The organism is Streptacidiphilus sp. MAP12-16 (assembly GCF_041262165.1).
GTDB lineage: Bacteria > Actinomycetota > Actinomycetes > Streptomycetales > Streptomycetaceae > Streptacidiphilus.
The window spans coordinates 1-25,914 of the sequence record NZ_JBGCBY010000020.1; the positions used below are offsets into that span (position 1 = coordinate 1).

Genomic DNA, 25,914 nt, shown 5'->3' on the forward strand with positions numbered 1-25,914 from the left:
GGTTCGCGGAGGCGACCGGGACGTTGTTGGATGAGGGTTTTGGGACGTTTGTTGAGGTGAGTGCGCATCCGGTGTTGGTGATGGGTGTGCAGGAGAGTATTGATGCGGCTGGGCGCGATGCGGTGGCGTTGGGGACGTTGCGGCGTGGTGAGGGTGGCCTGGAGCGGTTGTTCGCGTCGTTGGGGGAGGTCCAGGTGCGGGGTGTGGGGGTGGACTGGTCGTCGGTGTTCGCGGACCGGGGCGCCCGGCAGGTCGAACTGCCCACCTACGCCTTCCAACGCGAGCACTACTGGCTCGAGTCGACTGGGTCTGTGTCGGCGGTCGAGGTGCCCGTCGATGCGATGGACGCACGCTTCTGGGAGGTCGTCGAAAGTGGTGACCTCGAGGCGTTGTCCTCGGTTCTGGATCTGGATGGCGACCAGCCGCTGAGTTCGGTGCTGCCGGCTCTGTCGGCGTGGCGTCGGCAGAGCCGCGAGCAGTCCACAGTGGACGGCTGGCGCTACCGGGACAGTTGGAAGCCGGTGAGCGAGACCCCGAGTGGTCCTTCGTCCGGCACGTGGCTGATCGTCGTTCCATCCGGACATGACGAGGACGGCTGGCTGACGGAGGCTACGCGGGCCCTGACCGGGCGGGGAGTAGACGTCCGGCAGATCGAGTTTGACGGTGCGAATGCCGACCGTACCGCTGTGGCCGAGTCGCTACAGCAGGTGCTCGCGGATGGCGTGGTGTCCGGTGTGTTGTCGTTGTTGGCGCTGGATGAGGTTGTGGTTCCGGCTGCTGGTGGGGTCAGTGCTGGTGTGGTTGGGACGCTGGCGTTGGTGCAGGCGTTGGGTGATGTGGGTGTGGGTGCTCCGTTGTGGTGTGTGACGCGGGGTGCGGTGTCGACGGGTCGTTCGGAGCGGCTGGTCAGTGCGGTGCAGGCGCAGGTGTGGGGTCTGGGTCGGGTGGTGGCTCTGGAGCATCCGGATCGCTGGGGTGGTCTGCTGGACCTGCCCGAGATCCTGGATGAGCGGGCGCTGTCGCGTCTGTTGGGTGTCCTGGCGGGTGCGGGTGTTGAGGACCAGGTGGCGGTGCGGTCTTCGGGTGTGTTCGCGCGTCGGTTGGTGCGTGCGGTGCGGCCGGAGGCGTCGGCTTCCGCGTGGCAGCCTCGTGGGACGGTGCTGGTCACTGGTGGTACGGGTGCGTTGGGTGCGCAGGTGGCGCGCTGGTTGGCGCGTAACGGCGCCGAGCAGCTGGTGTTGACGAGTCGTCGTGGGTTGGATGCGCCGGGTGCCGTGGAGTTGCGGGACGAGCTGGTCGCCTTGGGTGCTGAGGTGACGGTGGCGGCGTGTGATGTGGCGGATCGGGTGGCGCTGGCGGAGCTGTTGGCGCAGTTCCCGGTGTCGGGTGTGTTCCACACGGCTGGTGTGTTGGATGACGGTGTGGTGGATGGTCTGACGGCGGAGCGGTTTGCGGGGGTGGCGCGGGCGAAGGTCGCGGCGGCGCTGAACCTGCACGAGCTGACCGCAGATCTTGATCTCTCTGCGTTCGTGCTGTTCTCGTCGATGGCGGGCACCGTCGGCAGCGCGGGTCAGGGCAACTATGCGGCGGCGAACGCGTTCCTTGATGCGTTGGCTGAGCAGCGTCGTGCCGAGGGTTTGCCGGCTACGTCGATTGCGTGGGGTGCGTGGGCGGATGCGGGGTTGGCGACCGAGGATGTGGTGGTGGCCGAGCGGCTGCGCCGTGACGGTGTGCTGGGCATGGCTCCGGGGCTGGCGATCACAGCTCTGCAGCAGGCCCTGGACCACGACGATGTCACGCTTACCATCGCCGACATCACGTGGGACAGGCTCACCGCGGAGTTCGTCGCCGTCCGGCGGACCACCCTGTTCGACGAGATCCCCGAGGTTGTGCGTTTCCTGGCTGCTGCCGAGTCGCGAGTTGAGGGCGCGGAGATCACCACCGGATCCTCCCTGGTGCAGCGTTTGCTTGGGTTGTCGGGGGTGGAGCGGGATCGGGTGGTGTTGGACCTGGTGCGGATGCAGGTTGCTGCGGTGCTGGGGTATGCGGGGTCGGAGGCGGTGGAGTCGGGTCGGGCGTTCAAGGAGCTCGGTTTTGATTCGTTGACGGCGGTTGATCTGCGGAACCGGTTGAATGCGGCGACGGGTCTGCGGTTGCCGGCGACGTTGGTGTTCGACTACCCGTCGGCGGCGGCGTTGGCTGAGTATCTGCGGTCCGAGCTGCTGGGTCAGGAGCTTGAGGTCGCGGTGCCGGTTGCGCTTCCGCTGGCACCGGTGGATGACGAGCCGATCGCGATCGTGGCGATGAGCTGCCGGTTCCCCGGCGGCGTCCGCTCCCCGGAGGAGCTGTGGCAGCTGCTCGTATCGGGTGGCGACGCGGTGGTTGACTTCCCAACAGACCGTGGTTGGGACATCGAGTCACTCTATGACCCGGACCCGGACCGGATCGGCAAGATCTACACCCGCAAGGGTGCTTTCCTTCAGGACGCGACGCAGTTCGACGCGGCGTTCTTCGGAATCAGCCCGCGTGAAGCGATCGCCATGGATCCGCAGCAGCGGCTGTTGCTGGAGACCTCGTGGGAGGTGTTCGAGCGGGCGGGTATCGACCCTGCGACCCTACGCGGCAGCCAGTCAGGTGTCTTCATTGGTACCAACGGTCAGGATTACATCTCCCTCCTGACTGAGGGCCAGGAAGGCGCAGAGGGTCATCGTTTGACGGGTACGGCGACGAGTGTGGTGTCGGGGCGGTTGTCGTACACGTTTGGGCTTGAGGGTCCGGCGGTGTCGGTGGATACGGCGTGTTCGGCGTCGTTGGTGGCGTTGCATCTGGCGGTGCAGGCGTTGCGTGCGGGTGAGTGTTCGTTGGCGTTGGCTGGTGGTGTGACGGTGATGTCGACGCCGGACTTGTTTGTGGAGTTCAGTCGGCAGCGTGGGTTGTCGGTGGATGGGCGGTGTAAGGCGTTCGCGGGTGCGGCGGATGGTACGGGGTGGGGTGAGGGTGCGGGGATGCTGCTGGTGGAGCGGTTGTCGGACGCGCGGCGCAATGGGCATCCGGTGTTGGCTGTGGTGCGTGGTAGTGCGGTGAACCAGGATGGTGCGAGTAATGGTCTGACGGCGCCGAATGGTCCGTCGCAGCAGCGGGTGATTCGGCAGGCGTTGGCGTCGGCGGGTTTGTCGGCGGGGCAGGTCGATGCGGTGGAGGCGCATGGGACGGGTACTCGGTTGGGTGATCCGATCGAGGCGCAGGCGCTGCTGGCGACCTACGGCCAGGAGCGGGCTGGGGATCGTCCGCTCCTGTTGGGGTCGGTGAAGTCGAACATCGGGCATACGCAGGCGGCTGCGGGTGTGGCTGGTGTGATCAAGATGGTGATGGCGATGCGGCACGGGGTGTTGCCGCAGACGTTGCATGTGGATGAGCCCACTCCGCAGGTGGATTGGTCGGCGGGTGGTGTGTCGTTGTTGACGCAGGCCACGCCGTGGCCGGAGATCGGCCAGCCCCGCCGTGCAGGCATCTCCGCCTTCGGTGTGAGTGGCACAAACGCGCACACCATCATCGAGCAGGCCCCGGCCCCCGCTGAGCAGATAGCGACTACGGACCGCCCGGTTCAGGCCGCTGCAGTGCCTTTGGTGCTGTCGGCGAAGAGCGACGAGGCTCTGCGGGCGCAGGCCGAGCGGTTGCGGTCTCTCGTCGAGAGCTTGCCTGAGGTGGCTCTGCCAGACCTTGGGTTTTCGTTGGCGACGGGTCGGGCGGCGTTGGAGCGTCGTGCGGTGGTCGTGGCTGGTGAGCGTGAGGAGTTCCTGCGCGGGTTGGCGGTGCTGACTGGGGGTGAGTCGGCGGCGAACGTGGTGCAGGGTTCGGTGGTCGAGGGCCGGGTTGCGTTCTTGTTCACCGGGCAGGGTAGTCAGCGTGTGGGCATGGGCCGGGAGCTGTATGAGGCGTTCCCGGTGTTCGCAGATGCGTTTGACGAGGTGTGTGCGCATCTGGATGGCCAGCTGGAGCGTCCGCTGCGCGAGGTGGTCTTCACCGCCGAGGGAATGCTGGACCGGACCGAGTTCACGCAGCCGGCGTTGTTCGCGGTCGAGGTGGCGCTGTTCCGTCTGCTGGAGGCGTGGGGTGTGCGGCCGGACTTCCTGGCCGGACACTCGATCGGTGAGTTGGCGGCTGCGCATGTGGCCGGGGTGTTGTCGTTGGCGGATGCGGCCGCTCTGGTTGCGGCGCGTGGTCGGTTGATGCAGGCGTTGCCGTCCGGTGGGGCGATGGTGGCGGTGCAGGCCGCCGAGGTGGAGGTGCTGCCGCTGCTGGCGGGCCGTGGGGCCGAGGTGGGCATTGCGGCGGTCAATGGTCCGAACGCCGTCGTGCTTTCCGGTGTCGAGGACGCCGTGCTGGAGGTGGCGGCCCTGCTGGCAGCCGAGGGCAGCAAGACCAAACGGCTGACCGTCAGCCACGCCTTCCACTCCCCGCTGATGGACGACATGCTGGCGGACTTCCGCCGCGTCGCCGAGACCATGTCCTTCGAAGCGCCCCGCATCCCGATCGTCTCCACCCTGACCGGACAGCTCGCCGCAGTAGCCGATCTACGTTCGCCCGAGTACTGGGTGCGCCACGTCCGCGAAGCCGTCCGCTTCCTGGACGGTATCCACACCCTCGAAGCCAACGGGGTTGCTACCTTCGTCGAACTTGGCCCCGACGGCGTGCTGAGCGCCATGGGCCAGGACTGCGTGGCCGACGCCGGCGCAGTGACATTCGCCCCGGCACTGCGCGGCGACCGCCCCGAAGTTCAGGCACTGAACACCGCCGTCGCCCAGGCGCATGTGCGCGGCGTGGCGGTGGACTGGCAGGCGGTCTTCGCCGGCCAGGGCGCGCAGCGGATGGACCTGCCCACCTACGCTTTCCAGCACCAGTCGTACTGGCCACAGCCTGTGCTCTCGAACCCAGGCGATGTCAAGGCGGCCGGTCTGGGCGAGGCCGACCACCCCTTGTTGGGAGCAGCGGTGTCGTTGGCCGCGGCAGACGGGTTCCTCTTCACGGGTCGGTTGTCGGTGCGGACGCATCCCTGGTTGGCCGATCACGTGGTGATGGGTGCGGTTCTGCTGCCCGGCACTGCGTTTGTGGAGTTGGCAGTTCGGGCGGGCGACGAGGTCGGTTGCGACGTGTTGGAGGAGCTGACACTGGAAGCGCCGCTGGTGCTGCCCGAGCAGGGCGGCGTCCAGGTGCAGCTTGAAGTGGGCGGAGCCGACGAGTCGGGGCGCCGTGCGTTGAGTCTGCATTCGCGTCTTGACGACGCGGTGAGTGGCGAGCCGTGGACGCGGCATGCCACGGGTGTGCTGGCTACTGGTGCTGATTCGGTGTCGTTTGAGCTGTCGGAGTGGCCTCCGGTTGGTGCGGTGGTGGTTGAGGTCGGGGACCTGTATGAGCGTCTGGCCGGGGCCGGGTTCGGTTATGGTCCGGTGTTCCAGGGTCTGCGGGCGGCCTGGCGCAGGGGCGACGAGGTGTTCGCCGAGATCCGTCTGCCGGAGAGCGCGCACGATGATGCGGCGCTCTTCGGTATGCACCCAGCCCTGCTCGACGCCGCTCTGCACGCGGTCGGCATCGGCAGCCTGCTGGAGGACACGGGAGGCGGGCGGCTTCCGTTCTCGTGGAGCGGCGTGACCCTGCACGCTTCTGGTGCTGCGGTGTTGCGTGTGCGTATGTCTCCGGCAGGTCGGGACACGGTCTCTCTAGTGCTGGCGGACGAGTCCGGGCAGCCGGTTGCGTCGGTCGGGTCCCTGGCGCTGCGTGCGGTGTCGGAGGAGCAGGTTCGGGCGGCGCGCGGTGGGTTTGTGGAGTCGTTGTTCCGGGTGGAGTGGACGGCGTTGCCGGTGTCGGCTGCATCGTCTGGCCGTTGGGCGGTGCTGGGTGCCGGCGGCCTCGGTGTGGTGGGTTCGGTGGCTGAGGCGTATTCGGATCTGTCGGCGTTGGGTGCCGCGGTGGATGCGGGTGCGGCGTTGCCTGACGAGGTGTTCCTTGCGGTGGAGCCGCTGGGAGATGCCGGTGATGTGGCTGGTGCGGTGCGTTCGGCGTTGCGTGGCGTGTTGGGTGTGGTGCAGGGGTGGTTGGCGGATGGACGGTTTGCCGGGTCGCGTTTGGTGTTGGTGACGCGTGGTGCGGTTGCTGCTGGGTCTGCGGGTGTTGACGATCTGGTAGATGCGCCGGTGTGGGGTTTGGTGCGGTCCGCGCAGGCGGAGAATCCCGATCGGATCGTGCTGGTCGACCTGGACGACCTGGACGGCCGGGGGGCATCGCATCAGGCCTTGGCTGGGGCTCTCGCCTCCGGTGAGCCGGAGTTGGCGGTGCGTGGTCGTGCGGTGCTGGTGCCTCGGTTGGCGCGGGTCGCGGCGGCTGCGGCTGGCGCCCAGGAGCCGGTGTTCGGTGGGCGTGGCACGGTGTTGGTGACGGGTGCGTCGGGGATGCTGGGTGGTCTGATTGCGCGGCATCTGGTGGTCGAGCATGGTGTGCGGAGTCTGCTGCTGGTGAGTCGTCGTGGTGGTTCGGCGCCGGGTGCGCTGGAGCTGCGTGATGAGTTGGCCGCTTTGGGTGCAGAGGTGTTGTGGGCGGCGTGTGATGTGGCGGATCGGGAGGCGCTGGCGGCGGTCCTGGCCTCGGTGTCTGCCGAGCATCCGTTGACGGGTGTGGTGCATACGGCGGGTGTGCTGGATGACGGTGTGGTCTCTTCGCTCACCCCGGAGCGGATCGATGCGGTGTTGCGGCCGAAGGTGGACGCGGCGTTGAACCTGCACGAGCTGACCGCGGGCCTCGACCTGTCGGCGTTCGTGCTGTTCTCCTCGGCTGCTGGCACGTTCGGTGGTCCGGGGCAGGGTAACTATGCTGCGGCGAATGTGTTCCTGGATGCGCTGGCGCAGCAGCGCCGGGCGCAGGGCCTGGCCGCCACCTCCCTGGCCTGGGGAGCGTGGGCGGACGGTGGCATGGTGGGCAGCCTTGCCGAGCTCGATGTGCAGCGGATGAACCGTGGCGGGGTCCAAGGGATGCTCCCGGACGAGGGTCTGGCGTTGTTCGACGCCGCCTGCTCTGCGGGTGATGCGGTGCTGGTGCCGATGCGGCTCGACCTGTCCGCGTTGCGCGCCGAGTCGGTGTCAGGCACCCTGCCGCCGCTGCTGCGCGGTCTGGTCAGGAAGCCGGGTCGACGGGCGGTTGAGGTCGGAGCGGCGGAGACGGCGACAGGTTCGTCCCTGGTGGATCGTCTGTTGGCGTTGGCGGGTGGTGAGCGTGAGCGGGTGCTGCTGGAGTTGGTGTGTGCTCGGGTGGCGGGGGTGTTGGGGTATGCGGGTGCGCAGGCGGTGGAGCCGGGTCGGGCGTTCAAGGAGCTCGGTTTCGACTCTTTGACCGCTGTGGAGTTGCGTAATGCGTTGAATGCGGTGACGGGTCTGCGGCTTCCGGCGACGTTGGTCTTCGACTATCCGACTCCGGCCGCGCTGGCCGAGCACCTTCGTGTGGAGCTGGTGGGTGAGGCGCCGGTGGCGGTCGCGGTCGATTCGGTGGTTTCGCTGGATGATGAGCCGATTGCGATTGTGGGGATGAGCTGCCGGTATCCGGGTGGGGTGGAGTCTCCGGAGGATCTGTGGCGGTTGGTGTTCGCGGGGCAGGATGCGGTCTCGGGGTTCCCGACGGGTCGTGGTTGGGATCTTGAGGGTCTGTATCACCCGGATCCGGATCATCAGGGTACGACGTATGCCCGTGAGGGCGGGTTCTTGCATGATGCGGGTCTGTTCGATCCTGGGTTCTTCGGGATTTCGCCGCGTGAGGCGTTGGCGATGGATCCGCAGCAGCGGTTGCTGTTGGAGACCTCGTGGGAGGCGTTCGAGCGGGCGGGTATCGATCCGGCCACGGTGCGGGGCAGTCGGACCGGGGTGTTCGCGGGGGTGATGTACCACGACTATGCGACGAGTATCGGTGAGCTGCCGGAGGGGGTCGAGGGTTACCTGGGTACGGGTAACTCCGGGAGTATCGCCTCGGGTCGGGTGGCGTACACGTTGGGGCTTGAGGGTCCGGCGGTGACGGTGGACACGGCGTGCTCGTCCTCGTTGGTGGCGTTGCACTGGGCGATCCAGGCGTTGCGGCAGGGCGAGTGCACCATGGCCCTGGCCGGCGGCGTCACGGTGATGGCCACCCCCGAGACCTTCGTCGACTTCAGCCGCCAGCGCGGCCTTTCGACCGACGGGCGTTGCAAGTCCTTTGCCTCGTCAGCGGATGGTACTGGGTGGGGTGAGGGTGTCGGGATGCTGCTGGTGGAGCGGCTGTCGGATGCTCGCCGCAACGGGCATCCGGTGTTGGCGGTGGTGCGTGGCTCTGCGGTGAATCAGGATGGTGCGAGTAATGGTCTGACGGCGCCGAATGGTCCGTCGCAGCAGCGGGTGATTCGGCAGGCGCTGGCCAATGCCCGCCTGTCGGCGGATCAGGTCGACGCGGTCGAGGCGCACGGCACGGGCACGACGCTGGGTGATCCGATCGAGGCGCAGGCTCTGCTGGCGACGTACGGGCAGGACCGTGACGAGGCGTCGCCGCTTTGGCTCGGGTCGTTGAAGTCGAACATCGGTCACACGCAGGCCGCCGCGGGTGTTGCCGGGATCATCAAGATGGTGATGGCGATGCGGCACGGGGTGCTGCCGCGGACGCTGCACGTAGACGAGCCGTCGGCGCAGGTGGACTGGGCCTCGGGCGCGGTGGAACTGCTGACCGAGGCGCGGCCGTGGCCCGAGACCGGACGCCCGCGCCGGGCGGCGGTGTCCTCCTTCGGGATCAGCGGCACCAACGCCCACACCATCCTCGAACAACCCCCGACCCCCGCCCAGCAGCCGGTGACCACGGCCGTTCCGGTCCGAGCCACCGTGGTGCCGTGGATGCTGTCGGCGAAGAACGACGACGCTTTGCGTGCGCAGGCCGGACGGTTGCTGTCTCTGGTCGTTGGGCAGTCGGAGCTGTCACCGGTGGATGTGGGGTTCTCGCTGGCAACGGGTCGCGCGGCGTTGGAGCGTCGCGCGGTGGTCGTGGCCGGCGAGCGGGATGAGTTCCTGCGTGGGCTGGCAGCGCTGGCCTCCGATGAGCCGGCTGCCCAGGTAGTCCGGGGGTCGGTGGTAGGAGGTCGGACTGCGTTCCTGTTCACCGGGCAGGGGAGCCAGCGCCTCGGTATGGGTCGCGAGTTGTACGCGGCGTTCCCGGTGTTCGCCGAGGCTCTGGACGCGGCGTGCGCAGAGCTCGACCAGCACCTCGACCGTCCGCTGCGTGAGGTGGTCTTTGCGGCTGGTGGGTTGCTGGACCGGACAGGGTTCGCACAGCCGGCGTTGTTCGCCCTTGAGGTGGCGCTGTTCCGCCTGTTGGAGGCGTGGGGTCTTCGGCCGGACGTTCTGGCTGGGCATTCCATCGGCGAGCTGGCGGCGGCGCATGTCGCCGGAGTGTTGTCGCTGGCGGATGCGGCCCAACTGGTTGCGGCTCGTGGCCGGTTGATGCAGGCGATGCCGTCCGGTGGTGCGATGGTTGCGGTGCAGGCATCCGAGACTGAGGTGCTGCCGCTGCTGGCAGGCCGCGAGGCTGAGATGGGGATCGCGGCGGTCAACGGACCTTTGTCGGTGGTGATTTCTGGCGCTGAGGAAGCCGTGCTGCAGGTTGCGGCGCACTTCGAGGAGCTTGGCAGTAAGACGAAGCGGCTGAGCGTGAGCCACGCCTTCCACTCCCCGTTGATGGAGGGGATGCTCGCGGAGTTCCGCGAGGTCGTGGACAGGATTGAGTTCCAGTCCCCCCACATCCCGATCGTCTCGACCTTGACGGGTGTGGTCGCGACCGCCGAAGAGTTGTGCTCGGCGGACTACTGGGTGCGGCATGTCCGCGAGACGGTGCGGTTCAGCGACGCCGTACGGACATTGGCGGCTCAGGGGGTCACCACCTTCGTCGAGCTGGGTCCGGACGGGGTGCTGAGTGCGATGGGCCAGGACTGCCTGGCCGACACCGACACGGCGGTCTTCGTCCCGGCGCTGCGCGGTGACCGGCCCGAGGTCCAGATCCTGACCGCGGCCGTGGCCCGGGCACATGTGCAAGGCGTGGCGGTGGACTGGCAGGCGGTCTTCGCCGACCGAGGTGCCCGCCGCGTGGATCTGCCCACCTACGCCTTCCAGCGCGAGCGGTACTGGCTGGAGGGAGTCGCGCCGGCCCCGGCTGCCTCGTCGGCCGACCCGGTGGACGCGCGCTTCTGGGAGGCGGTGGAGCGCGAGGATCTTGAGGCGCTGGCCGAGACACTTGCGGTTGAGGCTGCGGGCGAGGGGCCTCTGGGGGTCCTTCTGCCGGCATTGTCGGCATGGCGTCGGCAGGGTCGTGAGCAGTCGAGGGTGGATGGCTGGCGGTACCGGGTCACCTGGAAGCCGGTCGCCGATGCGGCCTCGCGGGCGCCTTCGGGAACGTGGGTTGTGCTGGTTCCGGGAGGCCACAGCGAGGACGTTGCGGTACGGGGTGTGGTCGGGGCGTTGGCGGGGTGCGGCATCGAGGTCCGCCAGGTCGAGGTCGATGGGGCGGGTGTGGAGCGCGCCGGGCTTGCCGAGCGCGTGAAGGACGCGTCGGGTGCCGGCTCGGTCGCGGGTGTGCTGTCCCTGCTCGCGCTGGATGAGGCGCCGCACGCGGTGTGTTCGGCGGTGCCTGCGGGTCTGGCGTCGACGGTTGCGCTGGTCCAGGCGCTGGGTGACGCGGGGATCAGTGCTCCGCTGTGGTGCGTGACGCGGGGTGCGGTGTCGACCGGGCGTTCGGAGCGGCTGGTCAGTGCGGTGCAGGCACAGGTCTGGGGTCTGGGCAGGGTCGTGGCTCTGGAGCACCCGCAGCGTTGGGGTGGTCTGGTGGACCTTCCCGAGACCCCGGACGAGCGTGCGTTGTCGCGTCTGGTGGGCGTGCTGACGGGTGGCGCAGATGCTGAGGACCAGGTGGCGGTGCGGTCCTCGGGTGTGTTCGCGCGTCGGTTGGTACGGTCCGCCAGGCAGGAGGCCCCGGGTGCGATGTGGCAGCCTCGTGGGACGGTGCTGATTACCGGTGGTACGGGTGCGTTGGGTGCGCAGGTGGCGCGTTGGTTGGCGCGCAACGGTGCCGAGCATCTGGTGTTGACGAGTCGTCGTGGATTGGATGCGCCGGGTGCCGTGGAGTTGCGGGACGAGCTGCTCGCGCTGGGTGCACAGGTGACGGTGGCGGCGTGCGATGTGGCCGACCGGGATGCCCTCGCGGAGCTCCTGGCGGAGTTCCCGGTGACGGGCGTGGTGCATGCTGCGGGAGTGGCTGCTGACGCTGCGCTGATGGATACCCAGTTGGTTGATCTGGCGGCTGTTGTTGAGGCGAAGGTGTCTGGGGCGGTGCATCTGGATGCGCTGCTGGAGGGTGTTGATCTTGATGCCTTCGTCGCGTTCTCGTCGATTGCCGGTGTGTGGGGCAGTGGTGGGCAGGCGGGGTATTCGGCGGCGAACGCGTTCCTGGATGCGTTGGTGGAGGGTCGTCGGTCGCGTGGTCTGGTGGGGACGTCGGTGGCGTGGGGGCCGTGGGCCGAGAGCGGTATGGCTGCCGATGAGGTGGTGGCCGGGCATCTGGCTCGGCAGGGTCTGCTGGTGATGGCGCCGGGTCTGGCGTTGCTGGGTTTGCAGCGGGCGCTGGAGTGCGGTGAGGCCACGTCGGTGGTCGCCGATGTGGACTGGGAGCGGTTCGCGCCGGCGTTCAGCATGGCGCGGTCTCGGCCGCTGATCGGGGATCTGCCCGAGGTGCAGCGGGCACTGGAGGCCGGTCAGGCCGCCGTCGTGGCGATCGGCGAATCGGCCGGTTTGCGTGCCGAGCTGGCCGGGCTGGCCGGGGCTGATCGGGACCGGGTGCTGCTGGAGCTCGTACGCGGTCAGGTGGCTGCGGTGCTGGGCTATCCCGGGGCGCAGTCGGTGGAACCGGGCCGGGCTTTCCGGGAGCTCGGCTTCGATTCACTGACCGCCGTCGAACTGCGCAACCAGCTCAACAAGGCGACGGGTCTCGCGCTGCCCGCCACAGTGGTCTTCGACTACCCCACGGCGGGCACGCTCGCCGAATACCTGCGGACCGAGCTTCTGGGCGAGGTCGGCGACTTGACCGCGCCAGTCGCGGAGACTGCCGTCGACGACGAGCCGATCGCGATCGTCGCGATGAGCTGCCGCTTCCCCGGCGGTGTCCGCACCCCTGAGGAGCTGTGGCAGCTGCTGGCCTCCGGTGGCGACGCGATCTCAGGGTTCCCGACCGACCGTGGCTGGGACTTGGAGTCTCTGTACAGCACCGACCCCGCTGCTCAGGCACACACGACGTATGCCCGCGAGGGCGGCTTCCTCTACGACGCTGCCGAGTTCGATCCGGGGTTCTTCGGGATTTCGCCGCGTGAGGCGTTGGCGATGGATCCGCAGCAGCGGTTGCTGCTGGAGACCACGTGGGAGGTCTTCGAGCGGGCCGGGATCAACCCCGCTACGGTGCGTGGCAGCCAGGCAGGGGTGTTCGTCGGCACCAATGGCCAGGACTACCTCCAACTGGCGATGGACGCCTCGGACGAGTTCGGCGGCTTCCTGGGCACGGGCAACGCGGCGAGTGTGGTGTCCGGCCGACTGTCCTACACCTTCGGCCTTGAGGGTCCAGCGGTGTCGGTGGACACGGCGTGCTCCTCGTCCCTGGTGGCGCTGCACCTGGCGGTGCAGGCGCTGCGGCAGGGCGAGTGCTCGCTGGCTCTGGCCGGTGGTGTGACCGTGATGGCCACCCCGGGCGCGTTCGTCGAGTTCAGCCGCCAGCGCGGCCTTTCGACCGACGGGCGGTGCAAGGCGTTCTCGGACGGCGCGGATGGCACCGGGTGGGGTGAGGGGGTCGGAATGCTGCTCGTCGAGCGGTTGTCGGATGCCCGCCGCAACGGGCACCCGGTGCTGGCGGTGGTGCGCGGCTCCGCGGTGAACCAGGACGGTGCGAGCAACGGTCTGACGGCGCCGAACGGGCCCTCGCAGCAGCGGGTGATCCGGCAGGCGCTGGCCAATGCCCGGCTGACGGCGGATCAGGTGGACGCGGTCGAGGCGCACGGGACCGGTACCAAGCTGGGTGACCCGATCGAGGCGCAGGCCCTCCTCGCCACCTACGGCCAGGACCGCGTTGCGTCGCCGTTGTGGCTCGGATCCGTGAAGTCGAACATCGGGCACACGCAGGCCGCCGCCGGTGTCGCCGGTGTCATCAAGATGGTGATGGCGATGCGGCACGGTGTGCTGCCGAAGACCCTGCACGTGGACCAGCCGTCGCCGCACGTGGACTGGTCGGCGGGTGCCGTGTCGCTCCTGACGGAGTCGACGCAGTGGCCGGAGACCGGCCGCCCGCGCCGGGCGGCGGTGTCCTCCTTCGGTATGAGCGGCACCAATGCCCACACCATCCTGGAAGAGGCGGCCGTCTGGGCGGACGACGCACGGGCCGATGAACAGGAGCAGCGGGTCACCCCGCCCGGGGCGACGGCTGCGCCACTGGTTCTGTCCGGGCGGAGCGAGGAGGCGTTGCGCGCGCAGGCGGCTCAGTTGCGGTCCCTGGTCGAGGGTCCGTCCGAGCCGAGCGTTGCTGACCTGGGTTTCTCGTTGGTGACGGGGCGGGCGGCGCTGGAGCACCGTGCGGTGGTGCTGGCGAGCGGGCATGAGGAGATCCTGCGGGGTCTGGCGGCGCTGGCTGCGGGTGAGTCTGCGGCGAATCTGGTGACGGGCTCGGTGCAGGAAGGCCGGGTAGCGTTCCTGTTCACCGGGCAGGGCAGTCAGCGCGTGGGCATGGGCCGCGAGTTGTACGCGGCGTTCCCGGTGTTCGCCGACGCGTTCGACGACGTGTGCGCGCATCTGGACGCCCACCTGGAGCGTCCACTGCGCGAGGTGGTCCTCACCGCCGACGGAATGCTTGACCGGACGGCCTTCACGCAGCCGGCGCTGTTCGCGGTCGAGGTGGCGCTGTTCCGTCTGCTGGAGGCATGGGGCGTGCGGCCGGACTTCCTGGCCGGGCACTCGATCGGTGAGCTCGCGGCGGCGCATGTCGCCGGGGTGTTGTCGTTGGCGGATGCGGCTGAACTGGTGGCGGCGCGTGGGCGGTTGATGCAGGCGCTGCCATCCGGTGGCGCGATGGTCGCGGTGCAGGCGTCCGAGGCGGACGTGCTGCCACAGCTCGCGGGGCGCGAGGCTGAGATGGGCCTCGCTGCCGTCAACGGACCCGCGTCCGTGGTGATCTCCGGTGCCGAGGAAGCTGTGCTGCAGGTTGCGGCGCACTTCGAGCAGCAGGGCCGGAAGACGAAGCGGCTCACGGTGAGTCACGCCTTCCACTCCCCGCTGATGGACGGCATGCTGGCGGACTTCCGCAAGATCGCCGATGGCCTGGAGTTCCACGCACCTCGCATTCCCGTGGTCTCGACGCTGACGGGTGCGGTGGCGACCGCCGTGGAGTTGTGCTCGCCCGAGTACTGGGTGGCGCACGTTCGCCAGGCGGTGCGGTTCTGCGACGCTGTGCAGACGCTGGAGGCTCAAGGGGTCACCACCTTCGTGGAGCTCGGCCCCGATGGCGTGCTGAGTGCGATGGGCCAGGACTGCCTGGCCGACAGCGCCGCGGCCGTGTTCGCCCCGGCGTTGCGCGGCGACCGTCCGGAGGCCCAGGCCCTGACCACCGCCCTCGCCCAACTGCACGTCCGGGGCGTGGCGGTGGACTGGCAAGCGGTGTTCGCGGGCCGGGGCGGGAAGCGGGTCGACCTGCCCACCTATGCCTTCCAGCGCGAGCGCTACTGGCCGACCGTCGTCGGCTCGGGCGAGGGCGACTCCGTGGGCCCGGTCGCGGCCGACCTGGTGGACGCCCGCTTCTGGGAGGCGGTGGAACGGGAGGATCTCGAAGCGCTGGCCGAGACGCTTGAGGTGGAGGCTGCGGGCGAGGGACCTTTGGGTGTTCTGCTGCCGGCGTTGTCGGCGTGGCGTCGGCAGGGCCGCGAGCAGTCGACGGTGGAGGGTTGGCGGTACCGGGTCGAGTGGAAGCCGGTCGGTGATGCGGCGTCGGGTGCGGTCTCCGGGACGTGGCTGGTGGTCGTTCCGGCCGGACACAGCGAGGACCCGTGGACCTCGGGCGCCGTCCGGGCGCTGACGCGTCAGGGTGCGCAGGTTCGGCAGATCACCCTCGACGAGGCTGCTGTCAACCGCGTCGGCGTGGCTGAACGACTCGGGCAGGCGCTCGCCGAGTGCGGTCCGGTGTCGGGCGTCCTGTCGCTGCTGGCGCTGGACGAGGTGCCGCATACGGCGTGTTCGGCTGTGCCCGCTGGTCTGGCGTCGACGGTCCTGCTGGTGCAGGCGCTGGGCGATGCCGGGGTGCCGGCTCCGTTGTGGTGCCTGACGCGGGGTGCGGTCTCGACGGGTCGGTCGAATCGTCTTGACCGTCCCGCGCAGTCGTTGGTGTGGGGTCTGGGCAGGGTCGTGGCTCTGGAACACCCGGAGCGCTGGGGCGGTCTGGTCGACCTGCCGGAGAGGGCGGACGAGCGGGCGCTGTCCCGTTTGGTGGGCGTGCTCGCCGGTGCGGGCGGTGAGGACCAGCTGGCGGTGCGGTCCTCGGGTGTGTTTGTCCGCCGCGTGGGACGCGCGGGGCAGGGCGATGCTGCCGTGCAGGCGTGGCAGCCGCGCGGGACGGTCCTGGTCACCGGCGGCACGGGGGCCCTTGGCGGGCAGGTGGCGCGTTGGCTGGCGCGCAATGGAGCCGAGCACCTGCTGCTGACGAGCCGCCGCGGGGCGGGTGCGCCGGGTGCGGCCGAGTTGCGGGACGAGCTGGTCGGGCTGGGCGCTCAGGTGACGATCGCTGCGTGTGATGTGGCGAATCGCGATGCGCTGGCGGCTGTGCTGGCGTTGGTACCGGCGGAGTTGCCCTTGACGGGTGTGGTGCACGCGGCGGGTGTGGCTGTCGATGCGCCGTTGATGGACAGTGACGTGGCCGGCCTGGCGGCTGTTGTCGAGGCGAAGGTGTCTGGGGCGGTGCATCTGGATGCGCTGCTGGAGGGTGTTGATCTTGATGCCTTCGTCGCGTTCTCGTCGATTGCCGGTGTGTGGGGCAGTGGTGGGCAGGCGGGGTATTCGGCGGCGAACGCGTTCCTGGATGCGTTGGTGGAGGGTCGTCGGTCGCGTGGTCTGGTGGGGACGTCGGTGGCGTGGGGGCCGTGGGCCGAGAGCGGTATGGCTGCCGATGAGGTGGTGGCCGGGCATCTGGCTCGGCAGGGTCTGCTGGTGATGGCGCCGGGTCTGGCGTTGCTGGGCTTGCAGCGGGCGCTGGAGTGCGGTGAGGCCACGTCGGTGGTCGCCGATGTCGACTGGGAGCGGTTCGCGCCGGCGTTCAGCATGGCGCGGTCTCGGCCGCTGATCGGGGATCTGCCCGAGGTGCAGCGGGCACTGGAGGCGGGTCAGCCTGCTGCCGTGGATACCGGCGAATCGGCCGGGCTGCTGGCCGAGTTGACCGGATTGCCCGAGGCGGAGTGGGACCGGGTGCTGCTGGAGCTCGTACGGGGCCGGGTGGCCCAGGTCCTCGGCTACCCCGGGGCGCAGTCGGTGGAACCGGGCCGGGCCTTCCGGGAGCTCGGCTTCGACTCGCTGACCGCCGTCGAACTGCGCAACCAGCTCAATACGGCCACCGGGCTGCGCCTGCCCGCGACCATGGTCTTTGACTACCCGACTCCCGCCCTGCTGGCCGACTATCTGCGGTCCGAGGTCGCCCCCGAAGGCCAGGAGCCTGCGCGGCAGCTCCTCGGCGAACTCGGCCGTCTGGAGGCCGCACTCTCCTCGATCGCTCCCGACGACCTGGCCGCCCTTGCCCCCGACGACGCCGCCCACGCACAGATCGCGGTCAGGTTGCAGGCTCTGCTCGCGACCTGGGACGACGTCAGGGGTACGACCGGAATCAGCGCAGGCACGGAGCACATCGACGATGCCAGCGACGACGAGATCTTCGACTACATCGACAAGAAGTTCGGCAGGGGCTGAGCGTAGCGGCGGCTACGACCTCAGCACCCCCTCGGTCTCGACCCCGACTACGTGAATGGGCAGCGTTCCGATGGCCAATGAAGACAAGCTCCGCGAATACCTCAAGCGCGTTCTGAAGGATCTGGACGACGCCCACGAGCGGTTGCGTGACCTGGACGAGAAGGCTCGGGAGCCCATCGCGATCGTCGGAATGAGCTGCCGATTCCCTGGGGACGTCCAGTCTCCCGAGGACCTGTGGCGGCTGGTGTCCGCAGGCGGCGACGCTATCTCCGGCTTCCCCACCGACCGCGGCTGGGACACGGACGGGCTGTACGATCCGGATCCGGACGCGCCAGGTACCTTCTATACCCGCGAGGGCGGCTTCCTGCGCGACGTCGACAGGTTCGACGCCGCACTGTTCGGGATCTCGCCGCGCGAGGCCTTGGCCATGGACCCGCAGCAGCGGCTGCTGCTGGAGACGTCCTGGGAGGCCCTCGAACGGGCCGGCATCGACCCGCTGTCGCTGCACGGCACCCCGACCGGCGTCTTCGTCGGCACCAACGGGCAGGACTACGTGCCTGTCCTGATGCGCTCCGCGGAGAGCTTCGAGGGACACCTGGGCACCGGCAACATCGCCAGCGTGATGTCCGGTCGACTGTCCTACACCTACGGCTGGGAGGGACCCGCAGTCACCGTCGACACCGCCTGCTCGGCGTCGCTGGTGGCCCTGCACCTGGCGGTGCAGGCACTGCGCGCCGGCGAGTGCACGCTCGCCCTGGCCGGGGGTGTCACGGTGATGCCCAATCCGGGCACCCTCATCGAGTTCAGCCGGCAGCGCGGGCTCGCTGCCGACGGTCGTTGCAAGTCGTTCGCCGGAGCGGCAGACGGCACCAACATGACCGAGGGCGTGGGCCTGCTGTTGGTGGAGCGCCTGTCGGACGCGCGGCGCAACGGGCATCCGGTGCTGGCGGTGGTGCGTGGCTCTGCGGTGAATCAGGATGGTGCGAGCAACGGTCTGACCGCGCCGAACGGTCCGTCGCAGCAGCGGGTGATCCGGCAGGCGCTGGCCAACGCGGGTCTGTCGGCGGATCAGGTCGATGCGGTGGAGGCCCACGGCACGGGTACGACACTGGGGGACCCGATCGAGGCTCAGGCGATCCTGACGGCCTACGGGAGTAACCGTCCCGAAGGCAGTCCGCTCTGGCTGGGGTCGGTGAAGTCCAATATCGGGCACACACAGGCCGCTGCGGGTGTGGCAGGTGTGATCAAGATGGTCATGGCGCTACGGCACGGGATGCTGCCGCGGACACTGCACGTCGACCAGCCGTCCCCGCACGTGGACTGGTCAGCAGGCGCGGTCTCGCTGTTGACGGAGAACCACGCCTGGCCGGAGACCGGACGCCCTCGCCGGGCTGCGGTCTCGTCCTTCGGTATCAGCGGGACCAATGCGCACGCGGTCCTGGAGCAGGCGCCCGCCGAGGAGGATGCTGGGCCGACCGGGCAGCGGGAGTCGTCGGTGCGGGCTGCGGCGCTGCCGTTTCCTCTTTCGGGGAGGAGCGAGGCGGCCCTGCGGGCGCAGGCGGCACGCCTGCGCGAGCGAGTGCATGCCGATCCGCGGCTTGAGCCCGTCGATGTGGCGTATTCGCTCGCCACGAGCCGGGCGTCGCTTGAACACCGCGCCGTGGTCGTGGCCGGTGACCGCGACGAGTTCCTGCGTGGACTGGACGCCCTTGCCTCAGGCAGCGGTGCCGCGCAGCTCGTGCAGGGGACGGCGGCCGAGGGCAGGACCGCGTTCCTGTTCGCGGGGCAGGGCAGCCAGCGCCTGGGCATGGGTGCGCAGTTGTACGAAACGTACCCGGTGTTCGCGGAGGCCCTGGACGCGGTGTGTGCGGAGCTGGACCAGCACCTGGATCTCCCCTTGCGTGAGGTGGTCTTCGCGGGCGAGAGCACCTCGGAGAGCGCGCTGCTGGACCGGACGGGTTTCACGCAGCCGGCGCTGTTCGCCGTTGAGGTGGCTTTGTTCCGCTTGGTGGAGTCGTGGGGTGTGCGGCCCGATGTTCTGGCCGGGCATTCGATCGGTGAGCTGGCGGCTGCGCATGTGGCCGGGGTGTTGTCGTTGGCGGATGCGGCCGCTCTGGTTGCGGCGCGTGGCCGGTTGATGCAGGCGCTGCCGACGGGTGGGGCGATGGTGGCGGTGCAGGCGTCCGAGGGCGAGGTGCTGCCGCTGTTGGCGGGCCGCGAGGCCGAGGTGGGCATCGCGGCGGTCAACGGTCCGAACGCCGTCGTGCTCTCCGGTGTCGAGGACGCCGTGCTGGAGGTGGCGGCCCTGCTGGCCGCCGAGGGCAGCAAGACGAAGCGGCTGACCGTCAGTCACGCGTTCCACTCCCCGCTGATGGACGGCATGCTGGCGGAGTTCCGCAAGGTCGCGGAGAGCCTGGAGTTCCGGCCTCCCGGCCTCCGGATCGTCTCCACCTTGACCGGTGGGCTCGTGACCGCCGAGGAGTTGTGCTCGCCCGAGTACTGGGTGCGGCACGTCCGCGAGCCGGTTCGGTTCTGCGACGCCGTGCGGACCTTGGAGGGCGACGGCGTCACCACCTTCGTCGAGCTCGGTCCGGACGGGGTGCTGAGCGCGATGGGCCAGGACTGCCTTATCGACACCGACACGGCGGCCTTCGTCCCGGTGTTGCGCGGCGATCGGCCCGAGGTTCGGACCCTGGCGACGGCCGTGGCCAGGGCACATGTGCGAGGTGTGGCAGTGGACTGGCGGGCGGTGTTCGCGGGACAGGCCGCGCAGCGGGTCGACCTGCCCACCTACGCCTTCCAGCAGGTCCGCTACTGGCCTGAGCCGGCCGGAACCGACCAGGCCACGGCGCAGGAATCCGCCGTCGACGCCCAGTTCTGGGAGGCGGTCGAGCGGGAGGATCTTGAGGCGCTGGCCGAGACGCTTGAGGTTGAGGCTGCGGGCGAGGGGCCCTTGGGTGTTCTGCTGCCGGCGTTGTCGGCGTGGCGTCGGCGGGGTCGTGAGCTGTCGAGGGTGGATGGTTGGCGGTACCGGGTTGAGTGGAAGCGGGTTGGTGAGGCGGCGTCGGGTGCGGTCTCTGGGATGTGGCTGGTGGTGGTTCCGGCCGGATTCTCGGAGGACGTTGCGGTGTCGGGCGTCGTGCGGGCGTTGGCGGGGTGTGGGGTCGAGGTTCGTCAGGTCGAGGTTGGCGGGGCGGGTGTGGAGCGCGCTGGGTTTGCCGAGCGTGTGATGGACGTGGTGGGTGTCGACTCGGTGGCGGGTGTGTTGTCGCTGGTGGCTCTTGATGAGGGTCCTTGTGTTGAGGGCTCGGTGGTGGCGGGTCTGGCGTCGACGGTGGTGTTGGTGCAGGCGTTGGGTGATGCCGGGGTGCTGGCTCCGTTGTGGTGTGTGACGCGGGGTGCGGTGTCGACGGGTCGTTCGGAGCGCTTGACGAGTGCGGTGCAGGCGCAGGTGTGGGGTCTGGGTCGGGTGACCGCTCTGGAGCTTCCGGAGCGCTGGGGTGGTCTGGTCGATCTGCCCGAGGTGGTCGACGGGCGTACGTGGTCGCGTCTGTTGGGTGTGCTGGCGGGTGGTACTGGCGGTGAGGACCAGGTGGCGGTGCGGTCCTCGGGTGTGTTCGCGCGTCGGTTGGTGCGTGCGGTGCGGCCGGAGGCCCCGGGTGCGATGTGGCAGCCTCGTGGGACGGTGCTGATTACTGGTGGTACGGGTGCGTTGGGTGGGCAGGTGGCGCGTTGGTTGGCGCGTAACGGTGCCGAGCATCTGGTGTTGACGAGTCGTCGTGGGTTGGATGCGCCCGGTGCCGTGGAGTTGCGGGACGAGCTGCTCGCGCTGGGTGCTGAGGTGACGGTGGCGGCGTGTGATGTGGCGGACCGGGAGGGGCTGGCGGAGCTTCTGGCGGAGTTCCCGGTGTCGGGTGTGTTCCACACGGCCGGCGTGTTGGACGACGGTGTGGTGGATGGTCTGACGGCGGAGCGGTTTGCGGGGGTGGCGCGGGCGAAGGTGGCGGCGGCGCGGAACCTGCATGAGCTGACTGCCGGACTGGACTTGTCCGCGTTCGTGCTGTTCTCGTCGATGGCGGGCACGATCGGCAGTGCGGGTCAGGGCAACTACGCGGCAGCGAACGCGTTCCTGGATGCGCTGGCCGAGCAGCGCCGTGCCGACGGTCTGCCCGCCACATCCATCGCCTGGGGCCCCTGGAGTCAGGGCGGCATGGCCGCTGACGGGGTCGTCGGACAGCGACTGCTCCGGAACGGAATCCCGCCGCTGGCCCCCGAGTTGGCGATCGCCGCGCTCCAGCATGCACTTGACCACCATGACGGTGCGCTGACGGTCGCCGACATCGCTTGGGAGCGTTTCGCGCCGGCCTTCGTCGCGACAAGGCCCAGCCGCCTGTTCGATGAGCTCGCGGAGGCACGGCAGGCCACTGACGAGGCTGCGGCCACTGCCACGATCGGCGGGGGCGTCGCTCTGGCCAGGCGGATCGCCGACTTGTCCGAGTCCGAGCGCGATACGGTGCTGCTTGACCTCGTGCGAACCCATGTCGCCGCCGTCCTGGGCTACGTCGGCTCCGAGGCCATCGAGGTCGGCAGGGCGTTCAGAGAGCTCGGATTCGACTCGCTGACCGCAGTCGAGTTCCGGAATCTGCTGGGCGCGGCCACGGGCCTGGCGCTACCCGCCACGGTGGTCTTCGACTACCCCACGGTGCGCGCCCTGGCTGACTATCTGCACGACGAACTCTTGCCTGATGGTGCCGCCGCGGCCGCCTCGGTGCTCGACGAACTCGGACGTCTGGAGGCCGCACTTGCGGCGAGTACCCCGGACGGCCTCACCCGGGCCCGCATTCAGATGCGCCTGTACGCCCTGGCAACCAAGTGGAGCGAGGCGCAGCCGTCGGCTGAGGTCGCAACCAGCGAAGTCGGCGATCTCGTCGACGCAGACAGCCTGGACTCGGCCTCTGACGAGGAGTTGTTCGCATTCATCAATGACGGCCTGGCCTGATCTGCCTGCCAGGCAACTCCGGGGCAGCCCGCGGTATTTGATGCCACGCCGCAGGGCTGTTCCGGCACGTCCTGGTGTACCCCTCCATAGGGCCGGTTAGGGGCTGGCACCACGCACGCTAGGGGTTGGCCGGAATACCGGGCTGTGGCACGGTTAGCGGCAGCCGGATCGAACCGGCAGCCGTGACGGCGCGCCGACTTGCTGCGGAATCCCAGGTGAGACCGCCTTCGCGGCCGACCGTCCCGCGGCTCCCGATTCACCTCCAGCGCTCCTGCCCTGCTGTTTCGGCGAGAGATTGAGAGAAATCCATGGCCCTTCGTCAGGCTCACCCGAATGTCGTCCTCCACGGCGGATCGTTGATCCCGGAGGAATTGAGGATCCGTCACATCGAGGACCCGAAGCAGGTGTTCAAACTCCCGGTGGCGAACCGCTACGAGCACTTCGAACCCAGCCCGGACACGGTTGTGATGGACGGCCGCGAATTGCGGGTCCTCGTCTGGGTCGGGCGCACATACGTCGCCGAGTGAGGTGCTCGTCCTCGAACGGACCGTGATCGCCGGAATCGTGAGTTGGTGGAAATGACCGTTCTGCAGTGGACGCCTGCCGGGCCTGGCGCAGCGGCGCCTCCTGAGCAAGCTCCGGACAGTATGGCGGCTCGGGTGGCCGAGCTGCACGGTGTCAAGGACCGGGTGCGTCGCGGGCCCGGCGAGAAGGCGACAGAAGCCCAGCACGCCAAGGGCAAACTGACGGCTCGTGAGCGCATCGAACTCCTGCTGGACGAGGGCTCGTTCCAGGAGGTGGAGCCGCTGCGCCGGCATCGCGCCACCGGGTTCGGCCTGGAGGCCAAGAGGCCGCACACCGACGGCGTGATCGTCGGTTGGGGCACCGTGCACGGTCGTGTCGTCTTCACCTATGCGCACGACTTCCGGATCTTTGGCGGCGCGCTGGGCGAGGCCCATGCGCAGAAGATCCACAAGATCATGGACATGGCCCTCCAGGCCGGTGCGCCGCTGGTGTCGTTGAACGACGGCGCCGGCGCCCGCATCCAGGAAGGCGTCACCGCTCTGGCCGGCTACGGCGGCATCTTCCAGCGCAACACCCGCGCCTCCGGCGTGATCCCGCAGATCAGTGTGATGCTCGGCCCGTGCGCCGGAGGCGCGGCGTACTCCCCGGCGCTGACCGACTTTATCTTCATGGTCCGTGAGACCTCACAGATGTTCATCACCGGCCCGGACGTGGTCCAGGCGGTGACCGGCGAGAAGATTACCCAGAACGGCCTCGGTGGCGCGGACGTTCACTCCGGCGTCTCCGGGGTGTCCCACTTCGCCTGCGACGACGAGGAGAGCTGCATCGAGGAGGTCCGCTATCTCCTCTCGCTGCTCCCGCAGAACAACCGCGAGATGCCGCCAGTAGTGGCCAGCGAGGACCCGGTGGACCGCCGCAACGACGCGCTCCTGGCTATGGTCCCGGTCGATGTCAGGCGTCCGTACGACATGCGCAGGGTGATCGAGGAGATCGTCGATGACGGCGAGTTCCTGGAGATCCACGAGCGCTGGGCGACGAATGTCCTGTGCGTACTGGCTCGGATCGACGGCCATGTGACCGGCATCGTCGCCAACCAGCCGCAGTCGCTGGCCGGAGTGCTGGACATCAACGCCTCGGAGAAGGCCGCGCGATTCGTCCAGATGTGCGACGCCTTCAACATCCCGCTCGTGACGATGCTGGACGTCCCGGGCTTCCTGCCCGGCGTGGCCCAGGAACACGACGGCATCATCCGGCACGGTGCCAAACTCCTGTACGCGTACTGCAACGCGACCGTTCCACGGATCCAGCTGATCCTGCGGAAGGCCTACGGCGGTGCCTACATCGTCATGGACTCCCGCTCCATCGGAGCCGACCTCTCCTACGCGTGGCCCACTAACGAGATCGCCGTCATGGGCGCCGAGGGCGCGGCCAACGTCATCTTCCGTCGGGAGATCGCCGGATCCGTCGACCCGGAGGCGACCAGGGAGCAGAAGATCAAGGAATACCAGACTGAGCTGATGCACCCCTACTACGCCGCCGAGCGCGGCCTCGTGGATGACGTCATCGACCCGGCCGAGACCCGCGAGGTGCTTGCCTCGGCGCTCGCGATGCTCCGTACCAAGCACGCCGACCTGCCGAACCGCAAGCACGGCAACCCGCCCCAGTGACCGACACGGCGTTTCCGATACGTACGGTGCGTACGGTCGCGGCTCCCGGACTGTCCTGATCGGAGCAGGCCCGGGCACTCGGGCCGCCCCTAGCCTCGGGCCACCACAGGCGAGAGGCGGCACCGGTGAACTGGCTCATCCATGACTACCGCGAGGACGACCTGGCGGACGTCGTCCATCTGATCGACACCACGGCCGAGCTCGGCCAGGAGTCGGTCTTCTCCCTCGCCGAGTGCATCGGCGCGCTGACATCCCGGCAGCCGGCGGTCGTCGCCGTGAACGGCGGGGTGCCGGTCGGGGCGGCACTCGCCTGCGTGGCGGGTGACCGTGCCTGGGTGATGCGCATCGCCATCGCCCCCGCCTGGCGCGGCAGGGGGTTGGCCAGTGCCCTGCTCAAGGAACTGGAGCGGAGGCTGCTCGCCGCCCGGGTCCGACGCATCGCCTACGTGCTCCCCGAGGAGGAGTTGCTGGGGGAGGGGCTGCGCAACGCCGGCTACACCAGGCGCCCGGCCGTGGCCTACTTCGAGAAGGCGGAGCCGCCGAGCGGCCCCGCGACCGGCCCCCTGGAGGAGCTCGGAGGAAGGCTCATGCCCGGCGACCTGTGGGCCAAGGTCTCCGGAATGGAGACGGAGAAGAACCTCATCGAGCGGCGCATCGTGCTGCCGCTGGCCGAACCCGAACGAGCCGCCCGCCACGGCGTCCGCCCGCCCCGGGCCATCACCCTCTTCGGGCCGCCGGGCACCGGTAAGACCACCTTCGCCAGAGCCATCGCCTCGCGGCTCGGCTGGCCCTTCGTGGAACTGCTGCCCTCGCGCCTCGCCGACGAGGGCAACCTCGCGGCGGCGCTGCGTACGGCGTTCGCCCGCGTCGCGGAGCTGGAGCGGGTGCTCGTCTTCATCGACGAGGTGGAGGAGATCGCTCCGGTCCGTGGAGGACAGGCCCAGCCGGGCATGCACGGCGTCACCAACGAGCTGCTCAAACTCATCCCCGGATTCCGGGAGGGGGAGGAGCGGCTGCTGGTGTGCGCGACCAACTCCGTCCGCTCGCTCGATCCGGCCTTCCTGCGTCCGGGCAGGTTCGACTACCTGGTTCCGATCGGTACACCCGATGCTGCGGCCCGGTCGGCGATCTGGTCCAGGTATGCCACCGGACGGCCCGACGTCGACCTGGACGCGCTGGTCGCGGCGAGCGAGCTGTTCACCCCTGCCGACATCGAGCACGCGGCGCGGACCGCTGCGCAGGCCGCGTTCGAACGCGATCTCGCGGGGGTCGTCGGTGCCGCCATGGGTGGCGCTGGCGCTGGTGCCGGCGTCGTGCGGGCCGACGGCGACCCGGACGGCGCGAGTACACATGACTACCTGACCGCGCTGAGCCACTGCCGACCCACCGTCACCCCGGAGATGATCGAGGAGTTCACCGCGGACATCGCGTCGCACGCGCGGCTCTGAGCTGTCGCGTACTGCGTCAAGTCGGCTGTAGTTATTGGGTTCTGCACTGCCAATCGGGGTGGTGCCACTGGGACGAGGCCTCCGTTTCTGCTGGTAGGAGGGACCAGGTTCGGAGAATACGAAAGCTTGCGGTTTACACCACTCTTGACTGACCTTGACTGATCTTGTTGTATGGCTTTGGCTGGACCAATGACCAGAGGAGCGGGGATGAGTGGGGGAGGACGCGCGACTGTCGGCATCGCCTTGGCCGATGC

Annotated in this window: 5 protein-coding genes; all 5 read left to right on the forward strand. The window is 69.1% G+C overall.

The annotated features are described in order from the left end of the window. Positions 1-56: 56 nt before the first annotated feature. The 5 genes from ABIA33_RS24735 to ABIA33_RS24755 all read left to right on the forward strand — a co-directional run bounded on the left by ABIA33_RS24735 (position 57) and on the right by ABIA33_RS24755 (position 25,660). A complete protein-coding gene (locus tag ABIA33_RS24735) occupies positions 57-17,021 on the forward strand; it encodes a type I polyketide synthase (protein ID WP_370084620.1) in 16,965 nt (5,654 codons plus the stop codon). A 55-nt stretch (positions 17,022-17,076) separates the two neighbouring features. Further along, on the forward strand, positions 17,077-22,020 hold the full coding sequence (locus tag ABIA33_RS24740; RefSeq protein ID WP_370084621.1) for a type I polyketide synthase: 4,944 nt from the start codon (positions 17,077-17,079) through the stop codon (positions 22,018-22,020). A gap of 308 nt (positions 22,021-22,328) precedes the next feature. Beyond that, on the forward strand, positions 22,329-22,547 hold the full coding sequence (locus ABIA33_RS24745) for a DUF5988 family protein (RefSeq protein ID WP_370084623.1): 219 nt from the start codon (positions 22,329-22,331) through the stop codon (positions 22,545-22,547). A gap of 51 nt (positions 22,548-22,598) precedes the next feature. Then, on the forward strand, positions 22,599-24,212 hold the full coding sequence (locus ABIA33_RS24750) for an acyl-CoA carboxylase subunit beta (protein WP_370084770.1): 1,614 nt from the start codon (positions 22,599-22,601) through the stop codon (positions 24,210-24,212). Positions 24,213-24,337: 125 nt separating this feature from the next. Continuing rightward, positions 24,338-25,660 carry a GNAT family N-acetyltransferase gene (locus ABIA33_RS24755; RefSeq protein ID WP_370084624.1) on the forward strand — a complete coding sequence of 441 codons (1,323 nt, stop codon included), beginning with the start codon at positions 24,338-24,340 and terminating at the stop codon, positions 25,658-25,660. Positions 25,661-25,914 lie beyond the last annotated feature (254 nt).